11 protein-coding genes and 2 pseudogenes are annotated in these 15,164 nt (G+C 66.0%); 2 read left to right on the forward strand and 11 right to left on the reverse strand.

The window, feature by feature from the left end; translation table 11 throughout:
• Nucleotides 1-122: 122 nt before the first annotated feature.
• Nucleotides 123-1,163, reverse strand: coding sequence for a DUF808 domain-containing protein (locus M2351_RS34705; RefSeq protein WP_264660573.1), 1,041 nt, complete (start codon nucleotides 1,161-1,163; stop codon nucleotides 123-125).
• A gap of 85 nt (nucleotides 1,164-1,248) precedes the next feature.
• Here M2351_RS34705 and M2351_RS34710 point away from each other — a divergent pair, with 85 nt between their 5' ends.
• Entirely contained in the window at nucleotides 1,249-1,545 is a 297-nt protein-coding gene (locus M2351_RS34710; protein WP_264660574.1) for a hypothetical protein, read from the forward strand.
• Between the two features lie 47 nt (nucleotides 1,546-1,592).
• On the opposite strand, the pseudogene M2351_RS34715 reads toward M2351_RS34710, so the two are convergent.
• The 7 genes and pseudogenes from M2351_RS34715 to M2351_RS34745 all read right to left on the reverse strand — a co-directional run bounded on the left by M2351_RS34715 (nucleotide 1,593) and on the right by M2351_RS34745 (nucleotide 11,805).
• A pseudogene (locus tag M2351_RS34715) lies at nucleotides 1,593-2,308 on the reverse strand (IS6 family transposase).
• A 139-nt stretch (nucleotides 2,309-2,447) separates the two neighbouring features.
• Nucleotides 2,448-3,002 (reverse strand): M10 family metallopeptidase C-terminal domain-containing protein, encoded by a 555-nt coding sequence (locus M2351_RS34720; protein ID WP_264660575.1) that lies wholly within the window; start codon nucleotides 3,000-3,002, stop codon nucleotides 2,448-2,450.
• Nucleotides 3,003-3,286: 284 nt separating this feature from the next.
• Nucleotides 3,287-4,591 (reverse strand): HlyD family type I secretion periplasmic adaptor subunit, encoded by a 1,305-nt coding sequence (locus M2351_RS34725; protein WP_264660576.1) that lies wholly within the window; start codon nucleotides 4,589-4,591, stop codon nucleotides 3,287-3,289.
• Between the two features lie 29 nt (nucleotides 4,592-4,620).
• Nucleotides 4,621-6,372: a type I secretion system permease/ATPase gene (locus M2351_RS34730; protein ID WP_264660577.1), complete on the reverse strand. Its 1,752-nt coding sequence runs from the start codon at nucleotides 6,370-6,372 to the stop codon at nucleotides 4,621-4,623.
• A gap of 71 nt (nucleotides 6,373-6,443) precedes the next feature.
• A complete protein-coding gene (locus tag M2351_RS34735) occupies nucleotides 6,444-7,310 on the reverse strand; it encodes a calcium-binding protein (RefSeq protein ID WP_264660578.1) in 867 nt (288 codons plus the stop codon).
• A 162-nt stretch (nucleotides 7,311-7,472) separates the two neighbouring features.
• Nucleotides 7,473-10,994: a PAS domain S-box protein gene (locus tag M2351_RS34740; protein WP_264660579.1), complete on the reverse strand. Its 3,522-nt coding sequence runs from the start codon at nucleotides 10,992-10,994 to the stop codon at nucleotides 7,473-7,475.
• A 79-nt stretch (nucleotides 10,995-11,073) separates the two neighbouring features.
• Complete coding sequence (locus M2351_RS34745) at nucleotides 11,074-11,805, reverse strand: response regulator (RefSeq protein ID WP_264660580.1); 732 nt, start codon at nucleotides 11,803-11,805, stop codon at nucleotides 11,074-11,076.
• A 635-nt stretch (nucleotides 11,806-12,440) separates the two neighbouring features.
• Here M2351_RS34745 and M2351_RS34750 point away from each other — a divergent pair.
• Nucleotides 12,441-12,641 (forward strand): annotated as a pseudogene (locus M2351_RS34750) (IS6 family transposase); the annotation flags it as partial.
• 500 nt (nucleotides 12,642-13,141) lie between these two features.
• Here the strand turns inward: M2351_RS34750 and M2351_RS34755 are convergent.
• From M2351_RS34755 to M2351_RS45370, 3 genes are all read right to left on the reverse strand, one after another.
• A complete protein-coding gene (locus tag M2351_RS34755) occupies nucleotides 13,142-13,342 on the reverse strand; it encodes a hypothetical protein (RefSeq protein WP_264660581.1) in 201 nt (66 codons plus the stop codon).
• Nucleotides 13,343-13,465: 123 nt separating this feature from the next.
• Nucleotides 13,466-13,780 carry a hypothetical protein gene (locus M2351_RS34760; RefSeq protein WP_264660582.1) on the reverse strand — a complete coding sequence of 105 codons (315 nt, stop codon included), beginning with the start codon at nucleotides 13,778-13,780 and terminating at the stop codon, nucleotides 13,466-13,468.
• 816 nt (nucleotides 13,781-14,596) lie between these two features.
• Nucleotides 14,597-14,935 (reverse strand): peptidoglycan-binding domain-containing protein, encoded by a 339-nt coding sequence (locus tag M2351_RS45370; protein WP_406567477.1) that lies wholly within the window; start codon nucleotides 14,933-14,935, stop codon nucleotides 14,597-14,599.
• Nucleotides 14,936-15,164 lie beyond the last annotated feature (229 nt).

A 15,164-nucleotide genomic window follows, 5' to 3' on the forward strand; every position in this document is an offset into this window, starting at 1 on the left:
ACCTCCTAGCAAGGCGGGAAAACCGGAGTTCTTCCCTCCCCATTCTCCTCTATGTACCACGCTGCCCACCGAGGAACTTCGGGCTCTCCGCGCGCCGGGTCAGTTCCCGTGACCGAGCCGCGTCACCGTCTCAGCGCCACGAAGATCGGCATGGCGACGTGGTGGACCAGCGGGATCAGCATTGCGCCGAGCATGAGGCCAACCAAACCTGCCACCGCCGCAGCGACCAACCACTCCACCACTGCGGCGCCTGCCGGCATCGCCTGGCCGACCGCCGCGGCGGCATCCTGAACCGCGTGGCCGATCTGCGACAGCCCGTAGCCCTCGAGCCCATGGATGATGATGCCGCCGCCGACCCAGAGCATCGCGGCGGTGCCGACGAGGCTAAGCAGCTTCAGGAACACGGGCATACCGTAGACAAGACCGCGGCCCAACCCCTGCGTCAGTGGACGCAGCGTCCAGTCCGCCCCGCTCGGCACACCGGTGGCCAACCGCCGTAGCCCGAAGAGACTGGAGACGGGCCGGTCGTTCTGCGCCAGGGAAACGCCAGCGTCGTCAGCTTTCACGATCAGGGCCACCGCGCCGTAGACCGCGACGGTGATGCCAGTCCCAACAACGCCCAGGATCAGCGCCTGCATCCAGAAGGAAGAGGTCTCTGCAGCGACCGTGGACAGGGTGATCGCCATGATTTCGGCGGACAGGATCAGGTCTGTCTTGATTGCACTGCTCACCTTCGTGTCTTCGAACTGCCGGGTCGTCTGCTGAGCGGCCGTGACCTCACCACCATGCCGATGATGGGCCGCGTGCGGCCAGGCGGCCTCGTAGATCTTTTCCGCTCCTTCGTAGCAGAGGAAGGCACCGCCCAGCATCAGCAGCGGCGTAATGGCCCAGGGCGCCACGAGGCTCAGAACCAAAGCCGCCGGCAACAGCAACACCAGCTTGTTTTTCAAGGAACCCAGAGCGATCTTGCCGATGATCGGCAGCTCCCGATCCGCGGTGAAGCCCACAACGTAGCGCGGCGTGACCGCAGCGTCATCGACCACCACACCGGCGGCTTTGGCTCCCGCTCGCGCGGCCTGCCCGGCGGCATCGTCCAGAGAAGCGGCGGCAACTTTCGTCAAACCAACCACGTCGTCAAGCAGTGCGATCAATCCCGTGCTCAAGGAAGTGGCTCCTCATAGTCGGTGCATCACTCCAACAAACACGGAGCGGCGACATTGTTGCGCCGAGGGACCTTGTTGCAGCCAAGTGAACTCGGCCGCAGGAACCCCTTTCCCGGCCTTCGGATTACGCGACGCAGATGGAGTCCGGGCGTCCGAGGTCGAGCATGCGCTTCAGGGCCCGGACCGGGAAGGGCCACAGATCGCGCCCGGCAACCACTACGATGATCCGGCGTGCGTTTTCGGCACCTTGTATGCCGGCGAGACGCTGGAGATCACCTTCGTCAAGACCATGCTCCGGAACCCCAAGCTGCGCCTGGTTTCGCTGGCGGAGGTCGCCGCCCGGCGGTGGACAGCCAGGCACCGTCAAGTTGCTGGCAGTTGAGCAAACAGACGGCGGGCTGATAGTGCGGATACAGGGATGGTGGTCGCTTACGCGACCAAGCGGGCGTCGGCGACCTCGGCCCAAGCCTGGAAGGCCTGAGCGCGGGCGGTGCGGAATTCGCGGGCGGAGAGATGGTTGCGGCGGAGGTGGAAAAGGTTATTGATGGGATCATGGATGGCCCCAGGAAGCGCTGGACCTGCCGGGGTGACTTGAAGCGCTTCATCTGTCGCTCGCGGCGTCGGGTCGGCTGGTGGCTGTTCTCGGCGCGGTTGTTCAGCCCCTTGTGCTGGCGGTGCTCACACCGCACCTTCAAGTCCTTCTTGGCGGCCGCGTAAGACTTCAGTTTGTCCGTGATCACCACACGAGGCACTCGGCCCTGCTTCTTCAGCAGCTTGCGGAACAGGCGCTTGGCCGCTCGTTTGTTGCGCCGGCTCTGCACGAGGACGTCGAGGACGAAGCCGTCCTGGTCGCCCGCCCGCCACAGGAAATGCGTGGTGCTGGCGATACTGTTCACGACCTCGTCCAAATGCGATTTCTCACCGCGCGCCAAACGGCGTTGGCGGATGCGGTTGGCGATCACCTGGCCAAACTTCCGGCTCCATTGTCGCACCGTCTCGTGGCTGACGACGATGCCGCGCCGCGCCAGCATCTCCTCGACTATGCGTAGGCTCAGCGGGAACCGGAAGTATAGGTACACCGCGTCGCTGATCACCTCGGCGGGGAACCGGTAGCCGGCGTACCGGGCATCAAGGCGCGTCGTCATGTCGGCTCTATACCTTCAGCCCGCCTGCCCAGCCAACCCCAACTTGACGGTGCCCCCTGCGTGGCACGGCCAAAAAAGGCCGGCCGGAAAATCCAGCCGGCGTCCATAGCAACAGAGATCCTTGGGAAGGCGGGCCTCGTTACAGGACGAAGTCCGAGGCCGAGATCGTGTGCAGCCCATTCAATTGGATCTCGAACTCGGGCTGGGCATCGGTGTCGGTGTTGCCGAGAATGAAGGTGTTGCCGTTCGCGTAAGCGACGGTGAGGTCCCCCTCGAAGGCGAAAGGACCGGTCCCGGCGAAACGGAAGGCCTGATTGCCCGCAATGTCTGGCACCGCGTCGATGCTGGCGAGGTTGATCTTGTCAATCCCGTGCTCGTAGTCCGTGATGATGTCGTGGTTGGAGGCGCCGACCTTGCTCTCCGCGCCAAAGGCGTACTGGAAGGTGTTCACGCCGGCGCCACCGGACAGCACATCCTGGCCGCCGCCGCCCAGAAGGGTGTCGATGCCGTTTCCGCCGCTCAGGAAATCGTTGCCGGCGCCGCCGACCAGCGTGTCGTTGCTGTCGTTGCCGAACAACGCGTCGTTGCCGGACAGGCCGAAGATGTGATCGTCGCCTCCCAGGCCATTGATGGTGTCGTTGACGAAGTCGAAGCCCTTGAGGGTCTCGGAAGCGTTGGTGCCGTTGATCGTCATGGTAACAGCGTCCTTTCACGGATGGAAGGAAGCCCAGTCGTCGTCATGGGCCATGGGTTTGTCGGGCGCGAGCTGTTGCTTTCTTCCCGATGCCGCAGATATTAGGGAGGCGGTGTTTCGCGATGACGTCTCCCGACCAGAATGTTGTTTCCATCGTGTTTCAGTTGTTGCCGGCGATGCTTTCCGAACCTTTGCCGATCGTGCTGCCGCTCAGGCATTCTGGGGACCATGAGGGGGCGGCAAGGCCCGGTGAGGCACCGGGCTGCGGTGGGCTGAACCGCCGCTCAGCTTTCGCGGAAAGCGCGGCGGACGCCGTCGTAGAGTGGGCGCAGGAGATAATCGAGGGCGGTCTGCTCGCCGGTCATGACGAACACCTCGGCCGGCATTCCCGGCGCGAGCGCGATTCCGGCCAAGCGGGCGATTTCGGCACGATCAACCCCGACACGCGCGCTGAAATAGGGCCGCCCGGTCTGCTCATCGGCCAGCGCGTCGGCCGAGACCTGCCGGAGTTCGCCATGGATCCGCGGCAGGTTGCGCTGCTTGTACGCCGTCAACATGACCTGTGCGCGCAGACCCGCATGGACCACGTCGATGTCCGTCGGCGCGATCCGGGCGTCGATCAACAACTCTTCATTGGCGGGCACGACATCGAGGATCGGCGCGCCAGGTTTGACGACACCGCCCTGGGTGTGGACGCGGAGCTGCACGACCGTGCCGTCAATCGGCGCCGTGACCACCGTACGCGCCAGAACGTCCCGGCTTGCCGCCAAGCGCTGCCCGACTTCAGCCAGTTCGGCCCGGACCTTGGCCAGATCGCCGTTGACCTCGTCGCGGTTCGCGGTGTCCAACCCAACGATCTGAAGCGTCGCCTCGCCGATCGCCTGGCGTGCGCGGGCGATGCCCGCCTGCCGTTCGCCACGGTCGCCCTCGATGTCCGATTTCGCGCGCTTCAACGCCAGGAGCCGCGGCTTGCGCTCAAGACCCGCGCGATAAAGATGTTCGACGTCGGCGATCTCTTCGCCGATGAGGGCGATCTGCCGGTCGGCGGCAGCGATTTGAGCGGCGAGCCCCACGATCTCCTCCTGCAATTCCGCAACCCGTTGCTGAAGAATGCCGCGCCGCTCGGCGAGCACCTGACGCCGGCTTGCGAACAGGTCTTCCTGGCTGCGCATCGCCTCACGCGCGCTGGTCGAGGCGGCGGCCGACGCTACGAGCCGGCCGGGAAAGGCAAAAACGGTACTGTTCTGCTGCTCCGCGAGGAGACGCGCCTCGGTCGCGGCCAAGGTGTCGACGCGCGCCTGCAGCGTCTCGACCTCGGCCCGCGCCTGGGCGTCGTCCAGCGTGAGGAGCGTGTCGCCGGCATGGACGGACGACCCGTCCTTGACCAGGATCGTCCGCACGATGCCCCCTTCGAGATGCTGCACGGTGCGACGGTTCCCGTCCGGGACAACCACGCCGGGGGCCATTGCCGCGCTGGCCAGCGGCGCCGTCGCCGACCAGCCGCCAAGGCCGCCAAAGAACAGCGCGATCACGGCGGCGCCGGCCCAGATTACGCCCTTCAACTGCCGGAGAACCGGTTCATGCGTCATGGTGGTGATCTCCTCGAAACTCCAGGCGTTCAGGACGCCGCCCGCTGGGCGGGACGGGGGGCAATGAGCTGCGGCAAAATCCGGTCACGCGGGCCGAACATCGCGACGGCGCCGTCCTGCATCACCAGGAGCTTGTCGACATGGGTCATGATGCTCGGCCGGTGGGCGACCAGAATGACGGTGGCGCCACGGCTCTTGACGCGCTCGATGGCATCGGCAAGCGCCGCCTCGCCGGCGTGATCGAGGTTGGCGTTGGGTTCGTCGAGCACGATCAGCCGCGGCTGGCCGAACAGGGCGCGGGCCAGACCGATGCGCTGCCGTTGGCCGCCCGACAGAACGATGCCGGAGATGCCGATTTCGGTCGCATAGCCCTGCGGCAGGCGCAGGATCATCTCGTGCACGCCCGCGGTCTGCGCCGCCTCGATCACCGCCGCGTCCGAAGCGTCGGGCGTCAGGCGCGCGATGTTCTCGGCCACGGTCCCCGCGAACAGTTCGACGTCCTGGGGCAGGTAGCCGACATGGCGGCCGAAGTCCGCGCGGTCCCAGCTCCGGACCTGGGCGCCGTCCAGCCGCACCTCGCCGGCCGTGGGCGCCCAGATGCCGACCAGCAGCCGACACAGGGTCGACTTGCCACAGGCCGACGGTCCGACCACCCCGAGCACCTCGCCGGGCGCCAGATCGAACGAGATTTGGCGCAGGATCGGTGGTCGGGAACCACCGCCCGGCGGGACGTAGGCGAGCTGATCGACCGTCACCTGCCCCTCAGGCGTCGGCAGGCGGACAGGCGCTGGGTGGGTAGGGTGCTTCAGGAGCAAGGCCTCCAACCGGCCGTGCGCCGCGCGGGCGCCGATGAAGCCCTTCCACGCGCCGATCGCCTGCTCGACGGGAGCAAGGGCGCGGCCGAGCAGGATCGAGGCCGCGACCATGCCGCCGCCGGTCAGCTCCCCGCGCAGCACGAGATCCGCACCGAGCCCCAGAACGGCGAGCTGGACGAGAATGCGCAGGGCCTTGGTGATGCCCAGGATCACGCCGGTGCGGTCGCTCGCCGCCGTTTGCCACGCAAGCACCCGGTCGTTGACCGCGTCCCAGCGGGCGAGCAGAGCCGGCAGCATGCCCATGGCTTCGATGACCTCGGCGTTGCGCAGGGCGGCCTCACTCTGGCGCAACGCGATCACCGAGGTCTGGTTCGCCTCCTGGAGCGGCGCGCGGGTCGCGACCTCGTTGGCGACGGCCAGCAACGACAAGAGAAGCGCCGCGACGAAAGCGAGAATGCCGAGCCAGGGATGCACGATCCAAATAAGGACGATGAAGACCGGCGCCCAGGGCGCGTCGAAGATCGGGGCGATGCCCGGACCGGTGATGAAGCCGCGAATTTGCCCGAGATCGCGGATGGCCTGCGTGCCCGACGGCTGGCCGGCGAGCGCTTCGCGGACGCTGACCTCCAGCAGCGTGCCGGCGAGCGCGCGTTCGAGCCAGAAGCCGATCCGCGCGAGCGCACGCGAGCGCAGGATGTCGAGCAGGGCCATCACGACCAGCGCGAGCCCTGCGGCGGCGGTGAGCGCCACCAGGGTTTCGACGCGGCCGCTGGACAGCACCCGGTCGTAAACCTGGGTCGAATAGACGGGCGACACCAGGACGAGCATGTTGAGGAACAGGCTGAACACGGCCACCACGAGGAGACCGCGACGAACCTCGCGGAGCGCGTGGCGCAGCGGGGTGGTGTCGGGACGGTTCCGGGTGCGGGCGCCGGGTGTGCGCGTGGCCGTCGCTGGAACGGACATGGGGTAAAATCCGCTGTTTGTGCGTTCGGGAGAAAGGGCGGCCGGCCGGGCGGACCCGGCCGGCCGAAGAGTCAGAGGATGAAGTCCCCGACCGAAAGGTTGACGTGACCGTCGAGCTGGATCTCGCTCTCGGCGACGCCCGCACCGCTGATGTTGGCCTGAACGACGGTGTGGTCGCCTTCGAAGAAGAACCGGATCTGCCCCTCGCCCGAGAAGCTGTTCCCGCCGACGAGGGTGAAGGCTTGGTTGCCCGAGACCCCGGCCTGGGCGTCGACGGCGCTCAGATCGATCTTGTCCACGCCGTGCGTGAAGTCGGCGATGTCGTCGCGGCTGAGCGAGCCGACACCGCTCTCGTTCGCGGAACCGGACAGGTTGAAGTATTTGAAGGTGTCGGCGCCGTCGCCGCCGCTCAGCCGGTCGGCCCCCGTGCCGCCGTTGAGTATGTCGTTGCCCAGGTTGCCGACGAGGTTGTCGGCACCGGAACCGCCGTTGAGCCGGTCATCCCCCGCACCGCCGTCGAGGAAGTCGTTGCCGCCGGCACCCTGGAGGATGTTGTTGCCGGCATCGCCGACCAGACCGTCGTTGAAGTTGGTGCCGGTCACGTTTTCGATGGAGATGAGCTTGTCGAGGGTTCCCGCCCCGAAGGTCAGGCCCTGGACGAGGTTCACGGTCACGCCGTGCTGGACCTGGCTGTACGTGACGGTGTCGATGCCAGCCCCGCCGTCGAGCGTGTCGGAGTCGCCGGCATCGTCGATGCCGCCGTCGAGGACGTCGTTGCCATCGCCTCCGATCAGCTTGTCGGCTCCGCTTTCCCCGGCCAGAAGGTCGTTGCCGCCAAGGCCGAACAGCGTGTCGTTGCCGGCGCGGCCAAACAGGCCGTCGGACTCCGCAGTGCCGATGATGGTTTCGGAAGCGTTGGTACCGAAGATGTTCGACATGTGAAATACTCCTCCTGAGTTTCGATGATGTCGGCTGTGGGCTTTCGCTCCATTGCCGGTCGATTGGGAAGATGCGGGGGCGGCTTTTCGCGCGTGTGTCCTCGGCGGACTTTGTTGTATCCGTCTTGTTTCAGTTGTTTCGCGCTGGGAGAGACCGGGGGATCAGGCGTCGGGTCGATTGGCGATCAGGTCGCGCACCCGGCGGCGGACCTCGTCCGGGTCGAGCGGCTTTTCCAAAAGCCGGTCACGGGCCTCCAACGGCAGCGCGGCGGCCGCGCGCAGCGCGTCGCCGGTCATGAGGAGGAGGCGCGCCGCCATCTGCGGGCGTTCTTCCGCAAGCGCCGCGGCCAGGCCGAGGCCGTCGAGGCGCGGCATGCGCAGGTCGCAGATCACGGCATCGAACGATGCTGCGCGCAGAAGCTCGCGGGCAACGGCGCCGTCGGGCGCGGTCACCACCCGGTGCCCGTCGCGCCCGAGAGCCTCCTTGAGCATCACCACCACCTCGGGCTCGTCGTCGACGACCAAGACGTCGCCGTGCACGCCCCCGTCTGCCGCCGCCGCCGGCTCCGGCTCGGGCGCGGCAAGGGCCGCGTCGAAGGCGGGCAGCGTTACGACGAAGCGCGCCCCGCCGTCCGGATTGTCCTCGACCCAGACCATGCCCCCGTGACCGGTGACGATGCCGTGGGACACGGACAGGCCGATTCCCGTGCCGGAGCCAACCGGCTTGGTCGTGAAGAACGGATCGAAGATCTGGTTCCGCAGGTCCGTTGGTACCCCTGGGCCGTTGTCCGCCACCTCGATCCGCACACGGCCGTCCGCGCGCGCGGCGCGCAGGCACAGACGGCGTGGGGGCGGCACCGCATCGAGCGCCTGCTGGGCGTTGACGATGAGGTTCAGGAACACCTGATGCAGCTCGTCCTCGTCGGCGAGGACCGGCGGCATGTCGGTGGCGAAGTCCTTGCGGATCTCGATACCGGCGCTTCGCAGCACGCCGGCGAGGATGTCGAGGACGGCGGCGAGCACCGCGCGGACATCGACCGGTTTTGGCTCCCGCGGCTTCTGACGGGCGATCGCCAGGAAGCTTTTGATGATCCGCGAGCAGCGTTCAGCCGCGGCGCGCAGGCGCCCAAGGGAAGCCTGCGCCGCCGGATCCGTGACCTCGTCTTCAAGCATGATGGCGCGGCCGATGACCACGGACAGCGGGTTGTTGAGTTCATGCGCCACACCGGCCAGGAGGGAGCCGAGAGCGGCCAGCTTCTCCCGCTGGTGGATCGCCTCGCGCTGGCGGTGGAACTCGGCCTCGGCCTGTTTCTGCCGGGTGATGTCGACGTCGAAGCCGGCGATGTGCGTGATCCGTCCCGTGTCGTCGCGGACGGGAAAGCGGATCACCATGCTCCAACTGTAGTCCTGAAGGCCGGACAGATATTCTTCCTCGACGGTCGCCGCGCCGGTCTCCAGCACGTCGCGGTCATAGCGGCGGATCATCGCCGCCTCGTGCGGTTCGAACACGTCCTCGGGCGTTCGCCCGATCATCTCCGCGACCGGGCGGGCGAACACCTTGGCCATTTCCGGATTGGCCATGACGTAGTGGCCGTCCGCGTCCTTCAGATACATGCCCACCGGCGCGTACTGCATGAAGGCGGCGAGCCGCGCCTCGCTGGCGCGCAGGGCCTGCTCGGTCCGGCGGCGCTCGCTGATGTCGGTGATGGCGGATAGCACCGCCGGGATGCCTCGGAAATCGATGGTCCGTGCGGAAATCAAGGCCCAGACCGTCGAGCCGTCCTTGCGGCGCATCTGGACCTCGAACCCTTCCGCCCAGCCGGTCTTCGTGAGGATGTGGAGCAGGCGCCGGCGGTCCTCGGGGTTCTGATAAACCCTCATGATCCCATCGGGATGACAGCCCGGATGGAGCCCGAAATCATCCTGCGCTTGGCCGTTGGCGAACAGAACCTCCGCTTGGTCGATCCGGGAAATGGCGACCGCAAGCGGCAGGCCATCGGCAATCGCGGCAAGCTCGGCCGCGCTGGCCCGGAGCACCGCTTCGGTCCGCTTCGCCTCGGTGATGTCACGCAGATAGGCCGTGAAAAGCCGCCGGCGCCCCAGGCGGACTTCGGCGATGGCCAGTTCGACCGGGAACAGCCTGCCGTCGGCACGCATGCCTTCGATCTCGACGCGCCGGCCAAGCATGTGCCGTTCGCCGGTCTCGATGTAGCGGCGCATGCCCTGTCTGTGGCGCTCGCGCAGATGGGGCGGAACGATCAGGTCGGCGATGGGCCGGCCGAGCGCTTCTTCGCGGCGGTAGCCGAAAGTCCTCTCGGCCCCGGCGTTGAACTCCAACACGCACCCCGCCTCGTCGACGGTGATGATGCAGTCGAAGGCGGCCTCGATGACCGCGTCCTTGAGCGCCTGCTCCTCGCGCGTCCGGGCGAGATGCCGGCGTCTGGACTGAAACGCGTCGTCAACCGCCGCAAACCACGGGCGCCAGAGAGCCGGCACGCGGCGCATCCGCAGTGGCTTGCCCTCGCTCTGCTCGCGAACCCGGTTGGCGAGCGCGATCGCCGGGCTGACAAAGAACCGCTGCAGCAGTTGCTGCGCGAGCACGAGCGTTGCGAGCACACCGGAAAGCAGGAGGACGTAGGGCCACAGGCGCTCGATGACGAGCGTCGCAATCTCGCCCTCCTCGGCCACGAAGACGAGATGCCAGGGAGCCGCCGCAAGAGGCAGCGGCAGAATATCCCAGCCGTCGATTTGCCGCGGCAATCCCGAAGGCCTGAGAAGCTCGGCCAACGGTCGCGCGGCGAGCGGCCCCGGAAGGACGTCCGTAAGGGCGGGCGGCCGTGCGCCGTCCGGAACCGGCGGACCAGCGCTGTCGGCCAGCACGTCGCCCCGATCATCGACGATCCACACCCGGCCCGGTGGTTGGTGGCGGTCGGCCAGGAACGCGCTCAACTCGTCGAGCCGGACGTCGGTACCGACCAATCCCATGAAGTCCGATCCCACATAGACCGGGGCTGCGTGGCTGACCATCCAGCCAGCCCCGCCGGCATCGGCGTGGACCGACGACCAGTGGGGGTCGCGCTCCGCATTCTCGGTGGGACGTGCCTGCCCGAGTGTCAGGGCCAACGCGTGGCCGCTCGCGTACGGATAAACGACGAGGAAGTCGCCGCGGCCGGACACATAATAGCTCCGGCGCAAGAAGGGGGCGGTCAGGTGGGCCAGCCGCATCGGTTCGAACAGCCCGAGCGCCGCATCGACCTCCAGCGTGTCGCCGCCGCGCCGGATCAGGAAATCCGCCCGGCCGTGCAGGTTGCCGACCAGCGCCTCCGTCGGGGTGCCGGCGACGGCGTCGAGGAACAGGGTTTCGCCGGGGCTTCCCCCGTTGTCCCCGCGCTCGGGCCGCAGCAAAGGGCGAAGGGGCGACGCGGGCGTCGCGAGCCTGCCGGAGAGATGGTCCTCAGCGGATTGGCGCAACTGCCGCACATGGTCGTCGGCCGACTTGACCATCGAGTCGAGCGCCAGTTGCAGATCGTCGGCGCTGCGGGCGATTCGGGTGAGCCGGGCGGAGCGCTCCACCGTGAACTGCGCAACGGCGAGGCCCGTCATCAGCAGCAAGAGCGGCAGGGCAACGGCGATCAGGCCCAGGACATAGTGGCGAACCAACCCGCGTGCCCGGTCTTCCGTCATCACCGGCCTCCCCCGGACGACGCATTCCGTTCACGGCTGGTATCCGGATCGGAGACAGCCCCGGCGACGCGGCGCCGCATCAACCCTCGGCGCTTGGTCCCTGTCCGCTCGGGACGAAAACGTAGCCGATTCCGTGCACGGTCCTTATCGCCTGCGGTTTTTCGGGGTTCGGCTCGATCTTCTGCCGCAGGCGCGCCACACGAATGTCTATGCTGCGGTCGAAGGGGTCGCTGCCGCGCTTGTGCGCAAGGTCGAGGAGACGGTCGCGTGACAGGACCCGATTGGGATTGTTGGCAAACGCCTCCAAGAGTTCGAGTTGCATGGCCGTGATCGGCACTTCGCTGCCGTCGAGGGCGTAAAGGCGACGCGCTTCGAGGTCGAAAAGGCAGCGGCCGAAACGAACGGTGCGTCCGTCCACAACCGGCTCCGCTGCGGACTCGCGCCGGGTCCGCCGCAGGACGCTCCTGATCCGCGCCAGAAACTCGCGCGGGTCAAAGGGCTTCGCCACATAATCGTCGGCACCGACCTCAAGCCCGACCACCCGGTCGATGGTGTCGCCGGAGGCTGTAAGCATGACGATAGCCACGCCGCTGCGGCGGCGCAGATCCCGTGCGAAACTGAGCCCGTCCTCGCCCGGCATTTGAAGATCGAGAACGACCAGATCGACAGCCCTCGTGTCGAGCACGTCGCGGGCACAGGCCGCACTTTCAGCGGGGGTGACGACGAATCCCTGCTTAGCAAGGTATTCGATCAGCAGGTCCCGCACCTCGGCATCATCGTCCACGACGAGAATGTGCTCGTTGCCGCTCATGACGGTCCACTCGGGCTGATTGGTCGAGCGTGGGCACTGTAGCACATTCAGGCCGTCAGGTTTGGCAGCAAGTCGAGGATGATCGGAAGCAACTGGAGGCAGGGATTACCTCTGACGACGGAAACAAACCGAAGCATTAGGGATAGGCCGGCGCGGCGACGGCCGCCGTCGTATGATCAGCCCGGCCATCGGACGGTCCGGTGCGCATTGCCATGCACAAATGATCGGGCAAGACTGGTCGGTCGGCGTGTCCCCGATCCAGGACATCACACCATCAAGCAGCCGGCTTGCATTAGTTTGAGAAGGCAACAGGATCCCGTGATGAAAGTAAAAACCGCCCAAAAACAGCAGGCCGCAATGGTGTTCGCCGTGCTTTCATCGGCCAGAGCATTCTCATATTTACGTGACCGGAACATGGCTATTCGAGCACGATCCAAATTTTTCATGCGATTTGCTCTCTGTCGCATTGGTCTGCGTCAGGACGGTATACAAGATGGCCGTAGTTTTCTGTGAGCTGAGGCACAGAAACGGCGGCTTGCTTTGTCGGGTGGACATTCCAGTTCCGGTGAAACGTTTGACGGCGGGCGGCGATCGGACCAAACCCGGCCCCTTTCGGTGGCGGGGGTGAGACAGTGATGCGCAGCGGGAAGAACCCATTCGAGGGCCGGCCGGTCACGGCGGCGCTGATCCTGTGGGCGGTACGCTGGTACCTGCAGTTCCCGATCAGCGACCGCGCCTTGGAACGTATGTTGGCCGACCGTGGTGTGGCGGTCGATCACACCACTACCTTCCGCTGGATCCAGGCCTACGCACCTGAACTGGACAAGCGCCTGCGCCCGCGCCTCGGATGATTACCGGCGATGAGATCCTGGCGATGGTGTGCGAGGGGCAGGTTGCCGTCATGCCCGTCAACGACATGCCCGCCCAGGCGGTCTTTATTGCCGACCTGTTCGCTGTTGCCGCCTGACGACGCGGACGACGCGGCTCTCCGCGCCTACCGTCAAACTTTGCAACGGAACCAGCTGTAGCGCGACAAGGTCCCAACCTAGGCCGCCGTGGGACGGCTTTCCCTTTGCCTGGAAACGGAGAGAGGCGGCCATCGCTGACCGCCCCTCAGTTTTGGCCGAGATGCCTCGGCCAGGCTCCATTCCCCGCCGTGGATGCTCATCGGGTCGGAGCTTGGCGTGCCCGGACCAGCCGCGCGTCCGCTTTGTACAATGAGGGCAGATTGCCTGCGGCTGGCCTGCTCGGCAATTGACGCATCAGCCTCGCTCGCTGCGAATTCGGGGCAATGCGGCGATCATGATAGCGCTCGGCCTAGTGGAGGCATGAGAGCTCACTCAAGCCTGTCGTCGTTTGGTGGCGCCGGCTCAATCACGAGTTCCACTCCTTCCTCCCGGAGGGATGAGCCTGGGGCGATGCGCCCCTTCGCGATGTCAGCATTGATCAACAGTTGCGCATCGGCGAGCGAGATGGGTTTGCCGGAATAGTAGACCGGCCCATTGGCGTACCGGATGTGATGATAGAGGGTGTGCAAGTCAGGCCTCCAGGTCTGTCCACCTCTCCCAACGCCAGATTCCCCTCATGCATCCCCTCTTGCCCATCTCGCCTCCCTGCAACACGCCGATCCAGAAGACCTGATCGGCGCGCGGCATTTGGATCAAAGGGGCGGCCGCTGGTCTTCGACAAGCCGTGCCACCGCATCAAAGCGGGTAAGCACGCGTTCGACCGCCGCGGTGCGCGTTTGTGGCGACAATCGGAGGCCAACCGCGGCCAGCAAGGCGAGGTCATCGTACCCTTCGGCCAGGGCCAACACAGCATCGCGAAGAGGGCAGGGTTCCGAGGCTTCGGCGATCGGCACCAGGTCCGCCAGGCCGTCCCGCAGGCATGCATACGGCCCTACGGTGCTGCGCCCACCAAGCACGTCGATGGTGGCCAACCAGCATGCAACGGCGTTTTGCAATGTGGTTGTCATTCGGCCTCGCTCCTCCGCTCGACTGTCCCTGCAAACAACGCTGAGCGGGAACTGGAGGGCCTTTTCGGAGTTGGTGGGCCTTTGCAATTTGGCAGCCCCACTGTCTGGTCGGGATCACGTTCAGGTGAGTGGGGAGCCTGGGCGGGTGACGCGTCCCATCCAAGCGAAAAATGCGGGCGTGGCATAACGGGTTTGCGTCAGGACATTCATGACCTCAAAGGTAAAGCGGCGTCTGCTTTACGCGCGATTTGATTCGATTTCCTTGTGACATCGACCGTCTATCGCCATTGGCGGGCTGGTGATGTGGCGTTGCGCCAAATTACGATTCCAAGCACCAAGCATAAGGTTGAGATTGATCCCAATCTGTTCATGATGAGGACCGAATGGCATTCAACGCTCGACGGAAGGTACACTGCGGAACAGGGCGGGTGAGGTCGTTTGACATCGTTGAGGAGTTGCTGAGCCACGAACAACAATACCTTCTGGCGGTTCGGCGCGGGGCCGAAAGGCGCCTCGCCAAACGGCGCCGAGTTGCTGTCCTGGCTGCGGCGATGGCCGTGGTGGTTTCGTCAGCATCAACGGCGTGGCTGTCGGGCCTGGTGCCCTCGCGCATCAATACCGCTTTCACTTTATCGTCGGCAGCTGACGAATGAGGAAGCGATTGGGCTGTTTCAATTGCCTCCACCTATCCTGCGGAGAAAACTTCCGACAGGTCAGTGATTTGCCGTAGCGGGCATCAGCGACTCCCGTCGGCAGAGAGCGGTTGGCCGCATTCGGCCAACCGCTGCCGCTGGCACACGGCCCAGGCGCCGCCGCCTACTGCGGTGACGGATAGACCGTCGAGGGGTTGGTCAGCGTGTCGGTCCGCGTCCGCGAGCCTTTGCCGCTGCTGCCCATATGGTTGATTCCTGCCGATCCGCCCGCCGCGGGGGACTCGCGGAGAGCACCGGAACTGCCCGACATCCGCTGCGGCGACCCGCTTTCGAGTGCCGCCAGCGTGTCGCGGTTGGGGCGGCCCGTCGCTGCCAAGCCGTGCGCCTGCTGGTAGTCCCGCAACGCCCGTTGGGTGTTCGGCCCCCACTTGCCATCGACCCTGACGTCATACCCAGCGTGGTTCAGAGCACGTTGGACGTGTTGGACCTCGGTCCGGCTCATGGTCGAGGATCGGGCGTCGGCCCCCCCCTGCAAACGCCACCAAGCCAACGGCCAGCATCATGGCCGAAACACTCCGCAGTCGCATTTCATCCTCCCTCACGCTTCATCAGGGGCGATCACCGTCCCGAAGGACAAGACGATCTCACCTAATGAGCTATGTGGATGGTGTGATACGGCAGCACTCTCCTTCGGTGTACCCTGTGAGCGCTGGTCGTACTCACAGTTGGTT

It is taken from the genome of Azospirillum canadense (genome assembly GCF_025961225.1).
Taxonomy (GTDB): Bacteria; Pseudomonadota; Alphaproteobacteria; order Azospirillales; family Azospirillaceae; genus Azospirillum; species Azospirillum canadense.